Source organism: Burkholderia sp. FW306-1C-G01B, from assembly GCF_058781685.1.
Window position 1 is genome coordinate 260383 of record NZ_JBYSWZ010000010.1, and the last position, 17881, is coordinate 278263.

At 68.1% G+C, this 17881-nt stretch carries 21 protein-coding genes and 1 tRNA gene; 11 read left to right on the forward strand and 11 right to left on the reverse strand.

Annotated features, from left to right (window positions below; genetic code table 11):
* Nucleotides 1–151: 151 nt before the first annotated feature.
* From AC3WLY_RS21535 to AC3WLY_RS21545, 3 genes are all read left to right on the forward strand, one after another.
* Nucleotides 152–1309 carry an ABC transporter substrate-binding protein gene (locus AC3WLY_RS21535; protein WP_492309232.1) on the forward strand — a complete coding sequence of 386 codons (1158 nt, stop codon included), beginning with the start codon at nucleotides 152–154 and terminating at the stop codon, nucleotides 1307–1309.
* Between the two features lie 95 nt (nucleotides 1310–1404).
* Nucleotides 1405–1489 (forward strand) — tRNA-Leu (locus AC3WLY_RS21540).
* Nucleotides 1490–1641: 152 nt separating this feature from the next.
* Nucleotides 1642–1809 (forward strand): hypothetical protein, encoded by a 168-nt coding sequence (locus tag AC3WLY_RS21545; RefSeq protein ID WP_165948135.1) that lies wholly within the window; start codon nucleotides 1642–1644, stop codon nucleotides 1807–1809.
* Nucleotides 1810–1848: 39 nt separating this feature from the next.
* Here AC3WLY_RS21545 and AC3WLY_RS21550 read toward each other — a convergent pair whose 3' ends face one another.
* Nucleotides 1849–2751, reverse strand: a complete 903-nt coding sequence (locus tag AC3WLY_RS21550; RefSeq protein WP_175961862.1) for a LysR family transcriptional regulator — start codon at nucleotides 2749–2751, stop codon at nucleotides 1849–1851.
* Nucleotides 2752–2868: 117 nt separating this feature from the next.
* On the opposite strand from AC3WLY_RS21550, the gene AC3WLY_RS21555 reads away from it, so the two are divergent.
* Together AC3WLY_RS21555 and AC3WLY_RS21560 are read left to right on the forward strand one after the other, a co-directional pair.
* Nucleotides 2869–3606, forward strand: a complete 738-nt coding sequence (locus tag AC3WLY_RS21555; protein ID WP_310139029.1) for an SDR family oxidoreductase — start codon at nucleotides 2869–2871, stop codon at nucleotides 3604–3606.
* A gap of 171 nt (nucleotides 3607–3777) precedes the next feature.
* On the forward strand, nucleotides 3778–4155 hold the full coding sequence (locus tag AC3WLY_RS21560) for a Rossmann-fold NAD(P)-binding domain-containing protein (RefSeq protein WP_425131447.1): 378 nt from the start codon (nucleotides 3778–3780) through the stop codon (nucleotides 4153–4155).
* Here AC3WLY_RS21560 and AC3WLY_RS21565 read toward each other — a convergent pair.
* Entirely contained in the window at nucleotides 4056–4946 is an 891-nt protein-coding gene (locus tag AC3WLY_RS21565) for an alpha/beta fold hydrolase (RefSeq protein WP_492309233.1), read from the reverse strand. The genes AC3WLY_RS21560 and AC3WLY_RS21565 overlap by 100 nt on opposite strands.
* Before the next feature lie 106 nt (nucleotides 4947–5052).
* Here AC3WLY_RS21565 and AC3WLY_RS21570 point away from each other — a divergent pair, with 106 nt between their 5' ends.
* Entirely contained in the window at nucleotides 5053–5949 is an 897-nt protein-coding gene (locus tag AC3WLY_RS21570) for a LysR family transcriptional regulator (RefSeq protein WP_425131449.1), read from the forward strand.
* Nucleotides 5950–5989: 40 nt separating this feature from the next.
* Here the strand turns inward: AC3WLY_RS21570 and AC3WLY_RS21575 are convergent, their stop codons facing one another.
* The 4 genes from AC3WLY_RS21575 to copC all read right to left on the reverse strand — a co-directional run bounded on the left by AC3WLY_RS21575 (nucleotide 5990) and on the right by copC (nucleotide 9006).
* Nucleotides 5990–6925: a LysR family transcriptional regulator gene (locus AC3WLY_RS21575; RefSeq protein WP_425131450.1), complete on the reverse strand. Its 936-nt coding sequence runs from the start codon at nucleotides 6923–6925 to the stop codon at nucleotides 5990–5992.
* A 187-nt stretch (nucleotides 6926–7112) separates the two neighbouring features.
* Nucleotides 7113–7886, reverse strand: coding sequence for an SDR family oxidoreductase (locus AC3WLY_RS21580; RefSeq protein WP_310139039.1), 774 nt, complete (start codon nucleotides 7884–7886; stop codon nucleotides 7113–7115).
* A gap of 179 nt (nucleotides 7887–8065) precedes the next feature.
* A complete protein-coding gene (locus tag AC3WLY_RS21585) occupies nucleotides 8066–8566 on the reverse strand; it encodes a DinB family protein (RefSeq protein WP_072444858.1) in 501 nt (166 codons plus the stop codon).
* Between the two features lie 65 nt (nucleotides 8567–8631).
* Nucleotides 8632–9006, reverse strand: a complete 375-nt coding sequence (gene copC / locus AC3WLY_RS21590; protein WP_492309234.1) for a copper homeostasis periplasmic binding protein CopC — start codon at nucleotides 9004–9006, stop codon at nucleotides 8632–8634.
* A gap of 104 nt (nucleotides 9007–9110) precedes the next feature.
* On the opposite strand from copC, the gene AC3WLY_RS21595 reads away from it, so the two are divergent.
* Entirely contained in the window at nucleotides 9111–9827 is a 717-nt protein-coding gene (locus tag AC3WLY_RS21595) for a pseudouridine synthase (RefSeq protein ID WP_492309235.1), read from the forward strand.
* 105 nt (nucleotides 9828–9932) lie between these two features.
* Nucleotides 9933–10121, forward strand: a complete 189-nt coding sequence (locus AC3WLY_RS21600) for a hypothetical protein (RefSeq protein ID WP_072444863.1) — start codon at nucleotides 9933–9935, stop codon at nucleotides 10119–10121.
* Here the strand turns inward: AC3WLY_RS21600 and AC3WLY_RS21605 are convergent.
* Nucleotides 10104–11141 (reverse strand): NAD-dependent epimerase/dehydratase family protein, encoded by a 1038-nt coding sequence (locus AC3WLY_RS21605; protein WP_492332716.1) that lies wholly within the window; start codon nucleotides 11139–11141, stop codon nucleotides 10104–10106. The two genes, AC3WLY_RS21600 and AC3WLY_RS21605, sit on opposite strands and share 18 nt — an antisense overlap.
* Nucleotides 11142–11248: 107 nt before the next feature.
* Here AC3WLY_RS21605 and AC3WLY_RS21610 point away from each other — a divergent pair, with 107 nt between their 5' ends.
* From AC3WLY_RS21610 to AC3WLY_RS21620, 3 genes are all read left to right on the forward strand, one after another.
* Nucleotides 11249–12280: a CDP-6-deoxy-delta-3,4-glucoseen reductase gene (locus AC3WLY_RS21610; protein ID WP_492309236.1), complete on the forward strand. Its 1032-nt coding sequence runs from the start codon at nucleotides 11249–11251 to the stop codon at nucleotides 12278–12280.
* A gap of 286 nt (nucleotides 12281–12566) precedes the next feature.
* Nucleotides 12567–13751, forward strand: a complete 1185-nt coding sequence (locus AC3WLY_RS21615; protein ID WP_034178802.1) for an acetylornithine transaminase — start codon at nucleotides 12567–12569, stop codon at nucleotides 13749–13751.
* A gap of 13 nt (nucleotides 13752–13764) precedes the next feature.
* Complete coding sequence (locus tag AC3WLY_RS21620) at nucleotides 13765–14220, forward strand: GNAT family acetyltransferase (RefSeq protein WP_492309237.1); 456 nt, start codon at nucleotides 13765–13767, stop codon at nucleotides 14218–14220.
* A 27-nt stretch (nucleotides 14221–14247) separates the two neighbouring features.
* Here AC3WLY_RS21620 and AC3WLY_RS21625 read toward each other — a convergent pair whose 3' ends face one another.
* From AC3WLY_RS21625 to AC3WLY_RS21640, 4 genes are all read right to left on the reverse strand, one after another.
* On the reverse strand, nucleotides 14248–14919 hold the full coding sequence (locus tag AC3WLY_RS21625; RefSeq protein WP_175961872.1) for a DUF2278 family protein: 672 nt from the start codon (nucleotides 14917–14919) through the stop codon (nucleotides 14248–14250).
* Between the two features lie 273 nt (nucleotides 14920–15192).
* Nucleotides 15193–15909 carry an ABC transporter ATP-binding protein gene (locus AC3WLY_RS21630; RefSeq protein WP_034178805.1) on the reverse strand — a complete coding sequence of 239 codons (717 nt, stop codon included), beginning with the start codon at nucleotides 15907–15909 and terminating at the stop codon, nucleotides 15193–15195.
* Nucleotides 15909–16685 carry an ABC transporter ATP-binding protein gene (locus AC3WLY_RS21635; protein ID WP_034178806.1) on the reverse strand — a complete coding sequence of 259 codons (777 nt, stop codon included), beginning with the start codon at nucleotides 16683–16685 and terminating at the stop codon, nucleotides 15909–15911. The genes AC3WLY_RS21630 and AC3WLY_RS21635 overlap by 1 nt, the downstream gene beginning before the upstream one ends.
* 23 nt (nucleotides 16686–16708) lie before the next feature.
* Nucleotides 16709–17878 (reverse strand): ABC transporter permease subunit, encoded by a 1170-nt coding sequence (locus AC3WLY_RS21640; RefSeq protein WP_175961873.1) that lies wholly within the window; start codon nucleotides 17876–17878, stop codon nucleotides 16709–16711.
* Nucleotides 17879–17881: the final 3 nt, after the last annotated feature.

A 17881-nucleotide genomic window follows, 5' to 3' on the forward strand; every position in this document is an offset into this window, starting at 1 on the left:
TCGCGCCAGGCCCCCGGACGGGGCCATCCCCCTAGGGGACTTCCTTCGGGGCGGAAAACTTGGGGCGGCCCGGCGTTTTCCTGAAATCGGCGTGTATAAATACAGGGGCGCATATCGCGCCCCCTTTTTGCTGCCCGACGGAGATTCCCGCATGACGCTTCCCGCCCTGCTGCGCCGCACCGCCGGCGCCGCCCTCGTGCTGGCCTGCGCGGCCGCGCATGCCGACCTGAAGGTCGGCGTCGACCTGTCGTCGACCGGCCCTGCCGCCGCGATCGGCATCACGAGCAAGAACGCGATCCTGATGTGGCCGAAGACGATCGCCGGGCAGCCGGTGCAGGTAACGGTGCTCGACGATGCGTCCGACCCGGGCACCGCGGTGCGCAACATCCGCAAGCTGGTCGACGAGGATCACGTCGACGTCGTGGTCGGGCCGAACATCACGCCGGCCGCACTCGCGGCGCTCGACGCGGTGGCCGCCGGGCAGACGCCGATGATCACGCTGGTCGGCTCCGGCGCGATCGTCGAGCCGCAGGAAGGCGCGCGGACCTGGGCGTTCAAGATGGCGCAGAGCGACCGCGCGATGGCCGACGTGATGACGCGCGTCATGTCGAACCACGGCGTGAAGACGGTCGGCTTCATCGGCTTCGCGGACAGCTACGGCGACAGCTGGCTGAACGAGTTCACGCGCTTCGCCGACCTGCGCAAGATCCGCGTCGTCGCGACCGAGCGCTTCAACCGCACCGATGCGAGCGTCACGGGCCAGGCGCTGAAGCTGATCGCGGCGAAGCCCGACGCGATCCTGATCGCGGGCTCGGGCACGCCGGCCGTGCTGCCGCAGCGCACGCTGATCGAGCGCGGCTACAAGGGCGCGATCTACCAGACCCACGGGATCGCGACGCCGGAATTCATCAAGCTCGGCGGCAAGGACGTCGACGGGACGCTGTTTCCGACCCAGCCGGTCGTCGTCGCGCGCACGCTGCCGGCCGACCATCCGGCGCGCAAGGCCGCGCTCGCGTTCGTCGATGCGTACGAGGCGAAGTACGGTGCCGGCACGGTCACGCAGTTCGCGGGCGACGCGGCGGGCGTCTACCCGCGCCTCGCCGACGCGGTCGGCCGCGCACTGAAGACCGCGCAGCCCGGCACGCCGGCGTTCCGCGCGGCGCTGCGCCGCGAACTCGAACGCGCGCACGAGCTCGTCGTGCCGAACGGGGTCGTCAACACCAGCGACAAGGATCACGTCGGGCTCGACCAGCGCGCGAGCGTGATGGGCATCGTGAAGCAGGGCCGGTTCGTCTACCTGAGCCAGTAACTCGCGCGTCGGCAACCGGGTAGCTTGCCCGGCATCCGGATTTCCGCCATAATCCGCGTTTCGCCGCACACAATCGCATGCGCGGCCAGGAACAAGCCCAGGTGGTGAAATTGGTAGACGCAGGGGACTCAAAATCCCCCGCCGCAAGGCGTGCCGGTTCGATTCCGGCCCTGGGCACCAGCATTTCGCAGCGTCATGCGCTGCACCTGTCGAAACCCGCGCAAGCTCACGGCTTCGCGGGTTTTTTGTTTTTTGCCGCGCGCAACGTGCACCGCAACGCGTGACCTCGCCTGGCAGTCCAAGCATCAGGGAACGCAGCATGGAGGCAGGCCATGTGCACGCGCGCCATTTCAAGCCCGATTTGCCGCGGCGTGCTCGCCGCGGTTCTGTCGCTCATGCTGGGCGGATGCGACGTGTTGAGCGCGCCGCCCGTGCCCGACTGGCCGGGACCGCATGCGCCCTATCCGTTCCCGGACAACATCCCCCATCGCACCGAATGACCCGACGGCCGCCCGGCCGCCTTTCGCCGCCGCGCAACCTCAGGCCATCAGCTCGCGAACGAAGTCGAGAAACACCCGCACCTTCGCGGAGACGAGGTTCGACGCGTGGTGATACGCATAAAGCGGGAACGTCTCGTCCGCCCATTCCGGCAGCAGCAGGACCAGCCGCCCGTCGGCGAGGATGTCCCGCGCGTAGAGTTCCAGCAGCTGCGCGACGCCCGCGCCGCCGAGGCAGGCGCCGAGCAGCGCGCCCGTGTCGTTGACCATCAGCCGGCCGCCGGCATCGAACGGCACCACCTCGTTGCCGCGACGGAAAACCCATTCGAAAGGCCGCCCCGTTACCGGATCGCGGATCAGCACGCAACGATGCCCGTCCGCGAGATCGCGCGGATGCCGCGGTTCGCCGTGACGCGCGACATAGGCCGCCGACGCGCAGGTGAGCACTCGCGTCTCGAGCAGCAGCCGCGCGCGGTATGACGACGGCTCCGGAATGCCGAAGCGCACCGCCACGTCGAAGCCGTCGGCGACGAGATCGCCCATCCGGTCGCGCACGCTGATTTCGACGGACAGTTCGGGGAAGCGATCGAGGAATTCCGCCATCCGCGGCGCCAGCACGTAGTGGCCGAAGGTGCCGTCCACGTTGACCCGCAACCGCCCCCTGACGCGCGCCCTGGAACGGCCTGCGTCGACCGCCGCCTCCTCGATGCCGGCCAGCAGCGGCGCGACCGCCTCGTAAAAGCGCCGCCCTTCGTCGGTCAGCGTGATCGCGCGCGCCGTCCGGTTGAAGATCCGGATGCCGACGCGTTCTTCCAGCCGCGCGACGGCGCGGCTCACGGCCGGCTGTGTCAGCCCCATCGCCTCGCCCGCGCGCGCGAAGGTGCCGGCCTCGATCACCGCCGAGAGCACGCCGATGCCGCTCAGGAGCCTGCTGTCGAATGCCATGAGACATACTTTTAGTCATTCTTGATCTGATCATTATTCATTATTTTTATTGATCGAGGAAGCCTACATTAGTCCTGTCGCCGGCTCGTACGGCACTCACGAACCAAGGAGCAGGACATGAGCACATCGGAAAAGGTCGCCCTCGTCACGGGTTCATCGCGCGGCATCGGCGCGGAAATCGCCCGCCGTCTCGCCCGGGACGGTTTCAGGGTCGTCGTGAACTATGCCGGCAGCGCCGGCCCCGCGCAGGAAGTGGTCGACGCGATCGTCGCCGACGGCGGCGAAGCCGTCGCGGTGCAGGCGGACGTCGCCGACCCCGCGGCGACCGCCGCGCTGTTCGACGCGGCCGAGCGCGCGTTCGGCCGCGTCGACGTGGTCGTCAACAGCGCGGGCGTGATGAAGCTCGCCGCCATCGCCGACGTCGACGACGCGGCTTTCGACCAGGTTGTCGCAATCAACCTGAAGGGCGCGTTCAACGTCAGCCGCGAGGCGGCGAAGCGCGTGCGCGACGGCGGCCGCATCGTCAACCTGACGTCGAGCGTGATCGGCATGCGCCTGCCGACCTACGGCGTGTACATCGCAACCAAGGCGGCCGTCGAAGGCCTGACGCAGGTTCTCGCCCAGGAGATGCGCGGCCGCGGCATCAGCGTGAATGCGGTCGCGCCGGGGCCGGTCGCGACCGAGCTGTTCCTGCAGGGCAAGAGCCCCGAACTCGTCGACCGGATGGCGAAGATGAATCCGCTGGAGCGGCTCGGCCAGCCCGGGGACATCGCCGGCGTCGTCGCGTTCCTCGCCGGCCCCGACGGCGCGTGGGTCAACGGCCAGGTCCTGCGTGCCAACGGCGGCATGTGCTGACGAACCGCACGCCGCGCCCGCTCCCTCACGCTTGCAGGAGATCGATCATGAAGGAAGTCATTCTCGTCACCGGCGCCGCCAGGGCCGCGGCCTGCTCGTCCGGGGTATCGTCCTAGTCGGCGCGGCGGCACCCCGCCGTTCCTCGCGCCCTACTTCGCCGCGAAGGCCGCGATGGATTCGCTCGCGGTGTCGTATGCGGCCCAGCTCGCCCGCTGGGGCATCGAAACGTCGATCGTCGTGCCGGGCGCGTTCACCCGGGGCACGAATCACTTCGTCCACGCGGGCAAGCCGGCCGATGCCATCGTGCAGGCGGCCTACGACAGCGGGCCGTACGCGGGCGTCGCCGAGCAGGCGCTGCAGGGCCTCGCCGCGCTCGAACCCACGGACGCCGATGCCGGCGCCGTCGCGACGGCGATCGCCGACCTCGTCGCCGGGCCGGCCGGCGCGCGTCAGCCGCGCTCGCAGAACCCGAGGATCGCGTCGGCGACCGCCGCCGGCGCCTCGCGCTGCGGAAAATGCCCCACGCCGTCCAGCACCTGCCGCGCGTAGCCCCCGGCGAAGAACCGTTCGCGCCCAGCCGAGCTGTCCGGATGATTGCAGGTGTCCGCGCCGCCGTGCAGCACGAGCGTCGGCACCGACAGCACGGGCGCCGGATTCAGCCGCGCGTTGTCGTCGGCATAGGCCGGCGCGCCCGGCGCGAAACCCCAGCGATGCCGGTACGAATGCAGCACGACGTCGATCCAGTCGGGCCCGTCGGACGCTGTGGCGGCCGCATCGAAATCGCTGTCGCGATACCAGCCGGGCGGCGACCACGTGTCCCACATCACGCGGGCAAACGCGCGGCGATCGTCGCGCAGCGCCTGCTCGCCGCGCGGCGTCGCCATGAACCAGTGATACCAGTAGTTGCGCGCCTGCTGCAGCGACAGCGGTTGACCGGGATCGTTGGTGCCGTACCCGACCGACAGCATCACCAGATGCGATGCGACGCTGTCGCGCAACCCGCACGCGTTCGCGACCGCACGGGCACCCCAGTCGTGCCCGACCAGCACGGGCCGCTCGACGCCGAGCACATCGACGAATTCGAGCAGGTCGCGCCCGAGCGCCGCGAGCTCGCCGCTGCGCGGCACGGATGCGTCGCGAAAGCGCGTCGGCGCAAAGCCGCGCAGCGCGGGCGCGAGTACGCGGTAGCCGCGCGCGGCAAGCGCCGCCGCCACGGGCTCCCAGCCGACCGGGCTGTCCGGCCAGCCGTGCAGCAGCACGGCCACGCGTTCGCCGCGCGGGTTCCATTCGAGATAGGCGATATCGAGCGACGCGGTCGTCGCATACGCATAGGCAGTCATCGTGTTCTCCGTCGGGTCAACTTGAGCAAACGATGGTAGGTCGGCCTTTCATCACGATTCACGGAGTATCATGATTCATTCATCGAATATTGCGTTTAATTGACCTATGGAACCGCTGACCGACCCCGCGTCGACCTCGCTCGACATCGCGCTGCTGCGCACCTTCCTCGAAGTCGTCGACAGCCGCGGGTTCGCGCCGGCAGCAGAACGCCTCGCGCTGACGCCGTCCGCCGTCAGCGGCCATATCAAGCGGCTCGAACAGGCGACCGGCACCGTGCTGCTGGCGCGCACGACGCGCCGTATCGCGCTCACGCCGGCCGGCGACACGCTGTACGCGTACGCGCGCAACATCGTCGACATGGAGCGCGAAGTGCGCGCGAGGCTGCGCGGCGCGCCGGCGCACGGGCGGCTGCGCGTCGGCGCATCGGAGGATTTCGCGGGTGCGTGGCTGCCTCACGTGCTGCGCACGTTCCGCGACCGCCATCCGCGTACGGCGATCGAGCTGAAGGTCGGGATCACCGCGTCGCTGCTGCGCGAGCAGGCGCTCGGCCGGCTCGATGTCGTGTTCGGCAAGCAGTGCCGGCAGGTCGACGCGTCGGGCGAACTGCTGTGGGAAGAACCGCTCGTCTGGGCATTCGCGTCGGACCGCACGCTCGACGCCGGCGGCGAAGTGCCGCTCGCGCTGTTTCCGGAACCGTGCGTCTATCGTGAAGCCGCCGTATCGGCGCTCGCCGCCGCGCTGCGGCCGTTTCGCGTGCTGTTCGAGAGCAGCAGCATGGCCGGCTGCGTGTCGGCCGCGCTCGCGGGCTTCGCGGTCACTGCACTGGCGCGCAGCCAGCTGCGCGACGGGCTGCGCGCATGCGGGCCGCAGGACGGCCTGCCCGCGCTGCCGGCCGCGCGTTTTTATGCGTTCGCGTCGAAGCCGGACGGCACCGGCGCGGCGCTGATCGAAGCGGTGCGGGAAGTCGGGCGCAACCGGCGGTTCGCAGCGCTGGCCGACTGAAACACGCGCGACGGCGCACGACGCAAACCGGCCGCCCCGGTCAATCGCCTTCCGCGCCCTTCCCGGCCGCCGCCCCCGTCAACGCATCCGCCATCAGCTCCCCGAACCAATCGACGAACGCGTTGAGCCGGCGCGACCGGTGCCGCCGGTGTGGGTACACGGCCGACACGTCCATCGGCTCGGCGCGGTGGCCGGGCATCACGTCGACGAGCGCGCCGCTGTCCAGCAGATGCTCGACGTCGAACCGCGGAATCTGGATCAGCCCCATCCCGGCGATGCAGCCGGCGATATAGGTTTCGGCGTTGTTGACGATCACGCGGCTCGGCAGCGTCAGCGTGTACCGCTCGCCGTCCACGCAGTATTCCCAGTCGAGCTCGCGCCCCGTCGTCGGCGACGCATAGCCGATCGCCCAGTGCCCGTGCGCGAGTGCATCCGGATGCTCGGGCACGCCGCATTCGCGCAGGTAGTCGGGGCTCGCGCAGTTGATCAGCGTGAACTGCCCGAGCGGCCGCACGACGAGGCTGCTGTCGGCAAGCCGCCCGACGCGGATCGCGCAGTCGACGCCCTCCTGTACGAGGTCGATCGAGCGGTCCGTCGAGCCGAGCGAAAGTTGCAGCTTCGGGTAGCGGCGAAACAGCGACGGCAGCGCGGGCGCGACCACGCGGCGCGCGATCCGGCTAGGCACGTCGACGTTCAGCCGCCCGACCACGTCGCGGTCGCGGCGGCGGAACAGTCGATCGAGCTCGTCGGCCTCGGCGAGCAGGCGCCGGCCGCGTTCGAGCAGCAGCGCGCCGTCGGCGGTCAACTGCACCTGGCGCGTCGTGCGGTGCAAGAGGCGCGTGCCGAGCTCCGCCTCGAGCTGCTGGACGGCCGCCGACACGGTCGCGCGCGGCACGTCGAGCGTATGCGCGGCCTTGATGAAGCTGCCCATCTCGGCAACCTGCAGGAAGATTCTGACCTGATCCAGCTTGTCCATCGGCGGGGAACATGGGTTCGGACGACCGTCGCCGGCAGCCGTCGCGCATCGCGGCAGCGCCCGGCGGCACAGAGAAAACGGGCGCGCGGCCTCGCGGCTGCGCGCCCGTCCATTGTCCACGCAAACGAGCCATTGCGGTGCTCCGCGCACCCGCGGCGGCGGCCAGCGCGACCCGTTACGTGATCGCTTACTTGGTCGTATAGCCGCCGTTGATCAGGATCGTCTGGCCCGTGATCCACCAGCCGTCGGTCACGAGATGGCGGATGAACGGCACGACGTCCTCGATGTCGGTCAGGCCCGTCTTGCTGAACGGCGACAGCGCGGCCGCCGTCTTGTGATATGCGACCGCATCGGCGCCCTCGGCCGGATAGAAGAACGGCGTGTCCATCGGGCCGGGCCCGACGGCCGTCACCGAAATCCCGCGTGCGCCGTACTCCTTCGACGCCGCGCGCGTGAAGTGCTCGACCGGTGCCTTCGACCCTTCGTACGCCGCATAGAACGGCGTAAACGCGCCGAGCAGCGACGTCACGAGCGTGACGAGCTTGCCGTGATCCTCGAGGTGCCGCCCCGCTTCCTTGATGAAGAAGAACGCCGACTTGCTGTTGACCGCGAACATCTCGTCGTACTCGGCTTCGCTGATCTCGGTGAACGGCTTCTTCAGCACCTTGCCGACCGTGTTGATCGCGATGTCGATCTTGCCGAAGCGCTGCTTCGCATCGTCGAACAGCTTCTCGACCGCGGCGGCCGTCGTCAGGTCGGCCTGGAACGTCGCGGCCTCGGCGCCGGCCGCGCGCACCGCGGCGGCCGTCTCCTCGGCCTGCGCCTGCGACGCCGCGCTGTTGTAGTGAATCGCCACCGCCTTCGCGCCATGGCCCGCCAGGTCCCGCGCGATCAGGCCGCCGAGATTCTTTGCGCCGCCTGCGATCAGGACGACCTTGTCTGCGAGCGTGTGAGTAGTCACGGTTGACTCCTTTTTTCGTTGAACGAAGCTTGGAGTGTAGGCACGCGCGCCGCGTCGGTCAGCCGGTCGCGGCTGGATGGATTATCCAGAAAACCGATCCAATCGGAACGCCGCAGTGTGCCCTGCCGCACCGACGGCGGCGCCGGAATCCGCTCGCGGCGGCGCGAGCGCCGGCCGGTTCAGCGTGCGTACAGCGCCGCGTCGATCTTGCCGAGCAGCCACTGCATGCCGGCCAGATGCTGCTGATCGTGGCTGCACAGGTAATGGACGAGCCCGCGCACGGTCAGCGAGCCGTAGCCGTCGAACTCGCCGATACGCTCGAACTGTTCGGGCGTGAGGCGCGACACGAGGTCCAGCGTCTCGCGTCTCGCTTCGCGGATCGCCGCGAGCACGTCGGACGCATAGGCATCGTTGTAGCGGCGCTCGACCGCGAGCGCGTCGCCGTCGATCGACACGAGCAGCGGCCGATCTTCGTCGAGCATCCGCCGCAGCCGCACGTGATAACCGTCGATCTCGATGTCGCGCACATGACAGAGCTGCCCGAGCGGCGAGAAGTGCTCGCTCGGGATCCCGGCCCAGTCGTCGGGTGTCCAGCGCGCATAGCCGTCGGGCACGGCCGCGAAATGGGCTTCGAGCAGACGGGGGAAATCGGCGAGTGCATCGAGCGTCGTCGGATTCATGCGGGAAACTCCCTGTCGGATAAGAGCGGCGGCAACCCTGGCACGGACCTGCCGCCGCCGTTGCGTCACTTCACGCCGAAGCCGTATGCACCTTGCGTGCGGTGCCCGTCGGTCGCGACGGCCACCCATTTCACCGTATAGGCTCCGGTGCCGATCGCCGTGAGCGGCACCGTCATCCGCTTGCGGTTCGACGCATCGATGCGCGCGTTGCCGTCCGACACCGTCTTGCCGTCGCCGTCGACGACGACGATCGAGCTGAACGCCGGCTCCAGCGGCTCGGTGAAGTCGATCGTGACGGCGGCCGGTGCGGCGGCCAGCGCCGCGCCCGCCGCCGGATCGCTCTTCGCGAGATGCGCATGCGCGAACGCGGCCGACGAAACGGTCGCGGCAAGGATGACGGCGGCAGCCTTGCGGCCGAACGGGAACGAATCGAAATGCATGGACTTTCCGTGAAGAATGAACGAGCGCCGCGCGGCGTTCCGGGAGCTTACCAGCGCATGCGTGTTCATGCCGACCGCGCGCCGCTTGATAGAATGCGCGCGCTATGGATCTCGAAAGCATTCTCTACACCCAGGGCTTCGGCTCGCGCCGCCAGTGCCGCGGCCTGATCGAAGCGGGCCGCGTCGCCGTCGCGGGCGCCAGCGCGACCGACCCCGACGCGTCGTTCGACACCGACGGCCTCGTATTCTCGGTCGACGATACGGCCTGGCCGTTCCACGCACGTGCCTATCTGGCGCTCAACAAGCCGGCCGGCTACGAGTGTTCGCGCGATCCGCAACATCATGCAAGCGTGTTCAGCCTGCTGCCCGCGCCGCTCGTCGCGCGCGGCGTGCAGTGCGTCGGCCGTCTCGACCAGGACACGACGGGCCTGCTGCTGCTGTCCGACGACGGCCAGTTCGTGCACGCGTACACGTCGCCGAAGCGCAAGGTGCCGAAGACCTACGTGGCGACCGTGCGCCATCCGCTCGACGACGCGCAACTGCATGCGCTGCGCACCGGCGTGCAGCTCCACGGCGAGCCGAAGCCGATCGCGGCGGTCGCCGCCGATGCGCGCGACACGCACGCGCTCGCGCTGACCGTTCTGGAAGGCAAGTATCACCAGGTGAAACGCATGGTCGCGGCGGCAAGCAACCGCGTCGAGTTGCTGCACCGCGAAAGCATCGGCGGCTTCGCGCTGCCGGACGACCTCGAACCCGGCGCGTGGCGGTGGCTCGATGACGCCGACCTTTCAGCGTTGCGCAATCCCGTCAAAACCCTGTAAGGGAAAATCCGCACGACCGTTCGATGTCCGGCCGCGTCTCGGCCGCACGATCCCCCGCTATACTCGAATCACAAGCTGCACGAGCAGCGATGCAGGGGAGACGTCATGAACATCAACCATTCTTTCGAACTGCCGTACGTGATGATCGCGTTCGCGGTCGTCGGTGTCATCGTGATCGGCGGGCTGCTGGCCGCGATGCACCGGAAGCACAAATATCATCCGAACCTGATCGGCGCGCTGATCGGCGCGCTGCTGTGCTTCCTGCTGATCGAGGCGTTACCGGCGCTGACCTGACGCGCTGCCCGGCGCGAGCGTTTGAAGGAAATCGTCTACGGTCGGATAACGCAACGTCACGCACAATTCGGCCTTGAGCCGTGTGTTGGACAGGCGCCGCGACTCGCGCATGAACGACAGCAGCGCCGGTTCGAGCTGGCGTTCGGCGTCCGCGCGGCTGACGCGCGGCGGCCGCGGCAGGCCGAGCGCCTGCGCGACCCGGTCGAAATACTCCCCCATCCGCAGTTCGCTGTCGTCCGACGCGTGCACGGTGCGCGCCGGCCTGCCGCGCTCGGCCGCGCGGCGCAGGATCGCCGCGAGATCGTCGGCGTGGATGTGGTTCGTGTAGACGTCGTCGCGCGGCTCGAGCGCCGGCGTGCCGCGCTCGAGCCGCGCGACCGGCAGACGGTTCGCCGCGTAGATGCCGGGAATGCGCACGATGCGCGCGGACAGCACGCCGCGCACCGTCGCCGCGCGCAGTTGCCGCTCGGCCGACACGCGCCGGAACGCGCGCGGATTCGCGGGACGCAGCGGGTGCGTTTCGTCGATGCGCGCGCCGCCGCAATCGCCGTATACGCCCGTCGTGCTCGCGTAGACGAGCCTCGGCGCGCGAAGACCGTCGGGTACAATACGCGCTGCCCGAACGGGCGCGCCGGCCTGCCGGGCAGCGGCGCGCAGCGTTCGGAGCCGGCCGACCGCAGGGGCCGGCGGTGCCGACGGTCGCCGCATGGGCACGGTCGTTGCGGCGATCAGCGCACGCGTGCGCCGGTCGTCGCGGCCGTCGGACTGCGGCGGCGCGAGATGCAGGATCGTGCGGGCAAGGCCCGCGAGGCGGCCGAGCGTCGCCGGGCGATCGAGGTCGCCGACGATCGGCGTCGCGCCTGCGGCACGCAGCTCGTCGCGGCGGGCCGGGTGGCTCGTCAGCGCGAAGATCCGCAGATTGCGGCGCGTGTCGCGCCATTGCGCGACGCAGCGCATGCCGACGTCGCCGCAGCCGACGATCAGTGCGCGCGGCCGGCGCAGGATTCGTGTCGCGATCATGTTGGTTGCGAAATCAGTAGCCACCGTTGCGCGACGCGCAACGGATTTGCATTGTAGCTGCCGTGCTCGACATGCACGGTCCCCACATTTTGTTCTAGTTTGGTTCTATGGCATTCAACGTCACTCTCAAGCAAAGCGGCCGGCAATTCCAGGTCGAGTCGGACGAAACCGTGCTGGCGGCCGCGCTGCGCCAGAACGTCCATCTGCCGTACGGCTGCAAGAACGGCGCGTGCGGCTCCTGCAAGGGCCAGATCGTGTCGGGCCAGATCGAACAGGGCCCGCATGCCGCGTCGGCCCTGTCCAATGACGAGCGCACGCGCGGCCTCGCGCTGCTGTGCTGCTCGAAGGCGCAGTGCGATCTCGAGATCGACGTGCGCGAAATCGCCGGCGTCGACGGCGTGCAGGTCAAGAAGCTGCCGTGCCGGATCGCCGCGCTCGAGCGCAAGGCCGACGATGTCATGGTCGTGAAGCTGCAGTTGCCTGCCAACGAGCGCCTGCAGTACCTCGCGGGCCAGTACGTCGAGTTCATCCTGAAGGACGGCTCGCGCCGCAGCTACTCGATGGCGAACGCGCCGTACGAGGAAGGCCCGATCGAGCTGCACATCCGCCACATGCCGGGCGGCAAGTTCACCGACCACGTGTTCGGCGCGATGAAGGAGCGCGACATCCTGCGCTTCGAAGGCCCGCTCGGCACGTTCTTCCTGCGCGAGGATTCCGACAAGCCGATCGTACTGCTTGCATCGGGCACGGGCTTCGCGCCGATCAAGGCGATCATCGAACACGTAAAGCACCGCGGCATCACGCGCCCGATGACGCTCTACTGGGGCGCACGCCGCAAGAAGGACATCTACCTCGGCGAGCTCGCCGAGCAGTGGGCCGGCGAAATCCCGAACTTCAAGTACGTGCCGGTGCTCTCCGAGCCCGACGACGGCGACCAGTGGACGGGTCGCACGGGCTTCGTCCATCGCGCGGTGATCGAGGACCTGCCCGATCTGTCGGGTCACCAGGTGTACGCGTGCGGCGCGCCGGTGATGGTGGAATCCGCGCAGCGCGACTTCACGCAGCACCACGCGCTGCCGGCCGACGAGTTCTACGCGGACTCGTTCACGAGCGCTGCCGATCTCGCGCATCCGGTCTGAGTACGGCACACCCGCGTTCCGCGCCGCGCTGTCACATCCGTGGCGTCGCGGCGGTTTACAGTGGGGCGCCGGATGCCTTATGCTTGCGCACATGAACCGCTTCCTGTCCGCTCTTCGACGTCGCCGCTCGCCGCTCCGCCCGGATGCCGCAGGCTCGTCACGGACTCGCGCGTAACCCCACACTGCTTCACCGGTTACGCACAAGCTGTTCGAACCCACCAGCCACGGCCTTCCGTGGCTTTTTTATTGCCCGTTTCCCTTTCAACGTCCGCTGGAGTCTGCTGCCATGCCCTTGAACGATTACCCGATCGACTCGCTGATGTACATCACGAACCGCCCCGACATCGTGTTTACGCACGGCAAGGGTTCGTGGCTCTACGATCACACGGGCAAGCGCTATCTGGACTTCATCCAGGGCTGGGCCGTCAACAGCCTCGGCCACTGCAACGACGGTGTCGTCGAAGCGCTGAAGACGCAGGCCGAAAAGCTGCTGAACCCGTCGCCGGCGTTCTACAACGAGCCGATGGCGAAGCTCGCGGGCCTGCTCACCCAGCACAGCGTGTTCGACAAGGTGTTCTTCACGAACAGCGGCGCCGAGGCGAACGAAGGCGCGATCAAGCTCGCGCGCAAGTGGGGCCGCAAGTTCCGCAACGGCGCATACGAGATCATCACGTTCGACCACAGCTTCCACGGCCGCACGCTCGCGACGATGTCGGCCAGCGGCAAGCCGGGCTGGGACACGATCTACGCGCCGCAGGTGCCGGGCTTCCCGAAGGCCGAGCTGAACAACATCAACTCGGTCGAGAAGCTGATCACCGACAAGACCGTTGCCGTGATGCTCGAACCGATCCAGGGCGAAGGCGGCGTGATCCCGGCAACGCGCGAGTTCATGCGCGAACTGCGCGCGCTGACGAAGCAGCACAACCTGCTGCTGATCGTCGACGAAGTGCAGAGCGGCTGCGGCCGTGCGGGTACGCTGTTCGCGTACGAGCTCGCCGACATCGAGCCGGACGTCATGACGCTCGGCAAGGGTATCGGCAGCGGCGTGCCGCTCGCGGCGCTGCTGTCGAAGGCCGACGTCGCGGTGTTCGAGGCCGGCGACCAGGGCGGCACGTACAACGGCAACCCGCTGATGACGGCGGCCGGCTATTCGGTGATCTCGCAGCTCGTCGCGCCCGGCTTCCTCGAAGGCGTGCGCGCACGCGGCGAATACCTGAAGCGCAAGCTGCTCGAGCTGTCGGAGGAGCGCGGCTTCGAAGGCGAACGCGGCGAAGGCCTGCTGCGCGCGCTGCTGCTTGGCAAGGATATCGGCCCGCAGATCGTCGAGAAGGCGCGCGACATGCAGCCCGACGGCCTGCTGCTGAACGCCGCGCGGCCGAACCTGCTGCGCTTCATGCCCGCGCTGAACGTGACGACCGACGAGATCGACCAGATGATGGCGATGCTGCGGTCGATCCTCGACACGCTCTAAGGAGACCGCCGCGATGGATGCCGCTGCCGATGCTGTCGCGATCCGCCCGTTCGAACGCACCGACACCGATGCCGTGCTGGCGGTATGGCGCGACGCGTTCCCGCAGTACGACGAAGCCGGCGCGCCGCCGCACCGCGATCCGCTGCGATCGATCGAACTGAAGCTCGCGACGCAGCCCGAGCTGTTCTTCGTCGCGACCAGCGGCGCGCGCGTCGTCGGCACGCTGATGGCGGGTTTCGACGGACATCGCGGCTGGCTCTACTCGTTCGGCGTCGCGAACGACGCGCGGCGGCTCGGCGTCGGCCGCGCGCTGATCGCGCACGCGGAAAGCGCGCTCGCCGCGCGCGGCTGCCTGAAGATCAACCTGCAGGTGCTGCCCGGCAACGACGACGCGTGCCGCTTTTATGCGGCGCTCGGCTATCGCGTCGAGGAGCGCATCTCGTTCGGCAAGACGCTGCCGGCCGCGTGATGCAGCCGGCCGCGACAGCGGCCGGCCTCAGCGCGTGATCGGCCCCGCGCCCGGCAGCGGATTGCCGAGCGCGTCGGTGGGCACGGCCTGCTGTTCGAACGCCGCGAAATACGCGGCCCACTGCGTATCGCTCACGCGCACGATCAGCGCGCCGTCCTGCCAGACGTCGTTGTGGTCGTTATGGTCGTCGCCTGCGCGATGCAGGTAGTTCGAGCCCGTCGAGCCCTGGTTCATGTGCGTGTCGTGAATGCCGTTGCCTTCCGCATACGTGCGGCCGAACACGACGACGTCGAGGCCCTGCGACTGCGCGGCGCTCACGAGCCGCAGCAGCGACGGGATCGGCTCCGGGTTCTCGGTGCCGTCCATCACCGCGCTCGCGCGCCACGCGCCCGTCTCGTTCAGGATGTCGCTGCGCAGGTAGTCGAGCGCGGGCAGCGCGGCCTGCCCGGTGAGGTCGGTGTAGCCCTCCGCCGCAGCCGCGAGCGTCTGCGTGACGGGATGGTGGAAATCGTAGACCAGCTTGTAGTTCAGCAAGTCGTCCGCATCGCTGGTGCCGACGTTGATCGCGACATCCCAGTCGCCGGCCGGCAGCGCCAGCGTCAGGTGGATGTGATACTGGATCTCGCTGCCGTGCGGCGAGCCCTTCAGCTTCGCCACCGATGTCACCTTCGCCTTCACGAAACCGTAGTCCAGACTCATGCGTGTTCTCCGTGTGCCGACGGGCTGTCGATGCTACGCGGCCCGTGTGTCGGTTTGCGGGCGACCGGCTGCGGGCGACCGGTCCTGTCGTTTCCCGCGCCATGTACGCAGCGCAACAGTCGAATGGAGTCGCCTTCGCACGCACAGTTCGACACGAATCGCACAACACGAAAAAAAGGCTGTCACGGCATCCCGTGACAGCCTTTCGAAAGCCCTTGCACGACGCGCGCGGCGCCTGCCGCCGCGCGTCACCGGGCCCGCTCATTCATTCACTTACTCACCCAGATACGCGGCCCGCACCTTCGGATCGTCGAGCATCTGCTTCGCATCGCCTTCCATCGTGACCATGCCCGAGTCCATCACGTAGCCGCGGTCGGCCGCCTGCAGCGCGAGGCGCGCGTTCTGCTCGACGAGCAGCACCGTGATGCCCTCCTTCGAGATCTCGCGCACCACTTCGAAGATCTTCTCGACCATGATCGGCGACAGCCCCATCGACGGCTCGTCGAGCAGCAGCAGCTTCGGCTTCGACAGGATCGCGCGCGACATCGCCAGCATCTGCTGCTCGCCGCCCGACAGCGTGCCCGCGAGCTGCGATGCACGCTCCTTCAGGCGCGGGAAGAAGCCGAACATCCGGTCGACGTCCTTCTTGATCTGCTCGGTGTCGTTGCGCAGGTACGCGCCCATCTGCATGTTCTCGACGATCGACATCCGCGCGAAGATCCCGCGGCCTTCCGGCACCATCGCGAGGCCGCGCTTGAGCAGCTCGTGCGCCGGGATGCCCTTGATCGACTTGCCGTCGTACTCGATGTCGCCCGCCGAATACGGCTTCAGACCCGTGATCGCCTTCATCGTCGTGGTCTTGCCTGCGCCGTTCGCGCCGATCAGCGTCACGAGCTCGCCCTGACGGACTTCCATGTCAACGCCCTTGACGGCCTGGATGCCGCCGTAGTTGACCTGCAAGCCCTTGATTTTCAACATTGCCGCTGCCATCAGTGCACCCCTGCGCCGAGATATGCCTCAATCACCTTCGGATTCTTCTGCACGTCCTGCGGCAGACCCTCGGCGATCACCTTGCCGTAATCGAGCACCGTCATCCGGTTGCACAGCCCCATCACGAGCTTCACGTCGTGCTCGATCAGCAGAATCGTGCGACCGTCGGAGCGGATCTTGTCGAGCAGGCGCGTGAGTTCGACCTTCTCGGTCGCGTTCATCCCGGCCGCCGGCTCGTCGAGCGCGAGCAGCTTCGGGTCGGTCGCCAGCGCCCGCGCGATTTCGAGACGGCGCTGGTGGCCGTACGACAGGTTGCGCGACGTGTAGTCCGCGTACTGCAGCACGCCCACGTATTCGAGCAGCTCGATCGCGCGTTCCTTGATCTCGCGCTCTTCCTGGCGTTCGGCCGGCGTCTGGAACACCGCGCCGAGCAGGCCGTGCTTGGTCCGCACGTGGCGGCCCACCATCACGTTCTCGAGGGCCGTCATCCCGCCGAACAGGCGGATGTTCTGGAACGTGCGCGCGATGCCGGCCTTCGCGACCTGGTGCACGGCCGTCGGCGTGTAGTTCTGGCCGTCCAGCTTGAAGTCGCCGGAGTCCGGCGTGTAGAGGCCCGTGATCACGTTGAAGAACGTCGTCTTGCCGGCGCCGTTCGGGCCGATCAGACCGTAGATCTCGCCTTCCTTGATCTGCAGGCCGACGTCGGACAGTGCCTGCAGGCCGCCGAAGCGTTTGTTCACGCCCTGCACGGACAGTCGGATTTGCTTGTCGCTCATGTGTGTATCCCCTTGTCCGTTCGTTACGCGCGCACCGGCTTCTTGCTGGCGCGCTTCGCCAGTTTCGCGATCTTGTCCTCATGCTTCGGCGCGGGCCACAGGCCTTCCGAGCGGTACAGCATGATGATCACCATCGCGAGGCCGTACAGCGCCTGACGGATCACTTCCGTATCGACGATGTCATGACCGAACAGCGCATGCTGCAGCGGGCTCATCGTCGAGCGCAGGAATTCCGGGAAGATCGCGAGCAGCACCGCACCCAGGATCACGCCCGGGATATGGCCCATGCCGCCCAGCACCACGCACGCCAGCACCACGATCGATTCCCAGAACGTGAACGATTCAGGCGACACGAAGCCCTGGAACGAACCGAACATCGCGCCCGACAGGCCGCCGAACGATGCGCCCATCGCAAACGCGAGCAGCTTCACGTTGCGGGTGTTGATGCCCATCGCCTTCGCCGCGATCTCGTCCTCGCGGATTGCCGCCCATGCGCGGCCGATACGCGAGTGCTGCAGGCGCGTACACGTCCAGATCACCAGCAGCGAGCACAGCACGAACAGGTAGTAGTACATGTAGACCGACGGCAGCTGGAGGCCGAACAGCGAGTGCGTCTGCGACAGGTTGAAGCCGCCGACATGCACCGGATCGATGCCCGTGATCCCCTTCGGGCCGTTGGTGATGTTCACCGGACGGTCGAGGTTGTTCATGAAGATCCGGACGATTTCGCCGAAGCCGAGGGTCACGATCGCCAGGTAGTCGCCGCGCAGGCGCAGCGTCGGCGCACCGAGCAGAATCCCGAAGGTGGCCGCCAGCGCCATCGCGATCGGCACGATGATCAGGAACGGGATGTGCAACCCGCCGGGCGCGAGGGCCGCGATCCACTCGAACTGCGAGGTCAGGTGCGGCGAAGACAGCAGCGCCGCCGTGTACGCGCCCACCGCGTAGAACGCGATATAGCCGAGGTCGAGCAGGCCGGCGAAGCCGACCACCACGTTCAGGCCGAGCGCGAGCATCACGTACAGCATCGCGAAGTCGAGCACGCGGACCCAGTAGTTGCCGCCGGCCGAGCCGATGATGATCGGCGCGGCGATCACGAACACAGCGGTCAGGATGCCGATGATGACGGTCTTGGCGGTATTGCGCTCTTCGACGAGCGACGTCGAGGATTCGATCGGTTGAATGGATGTCATGTT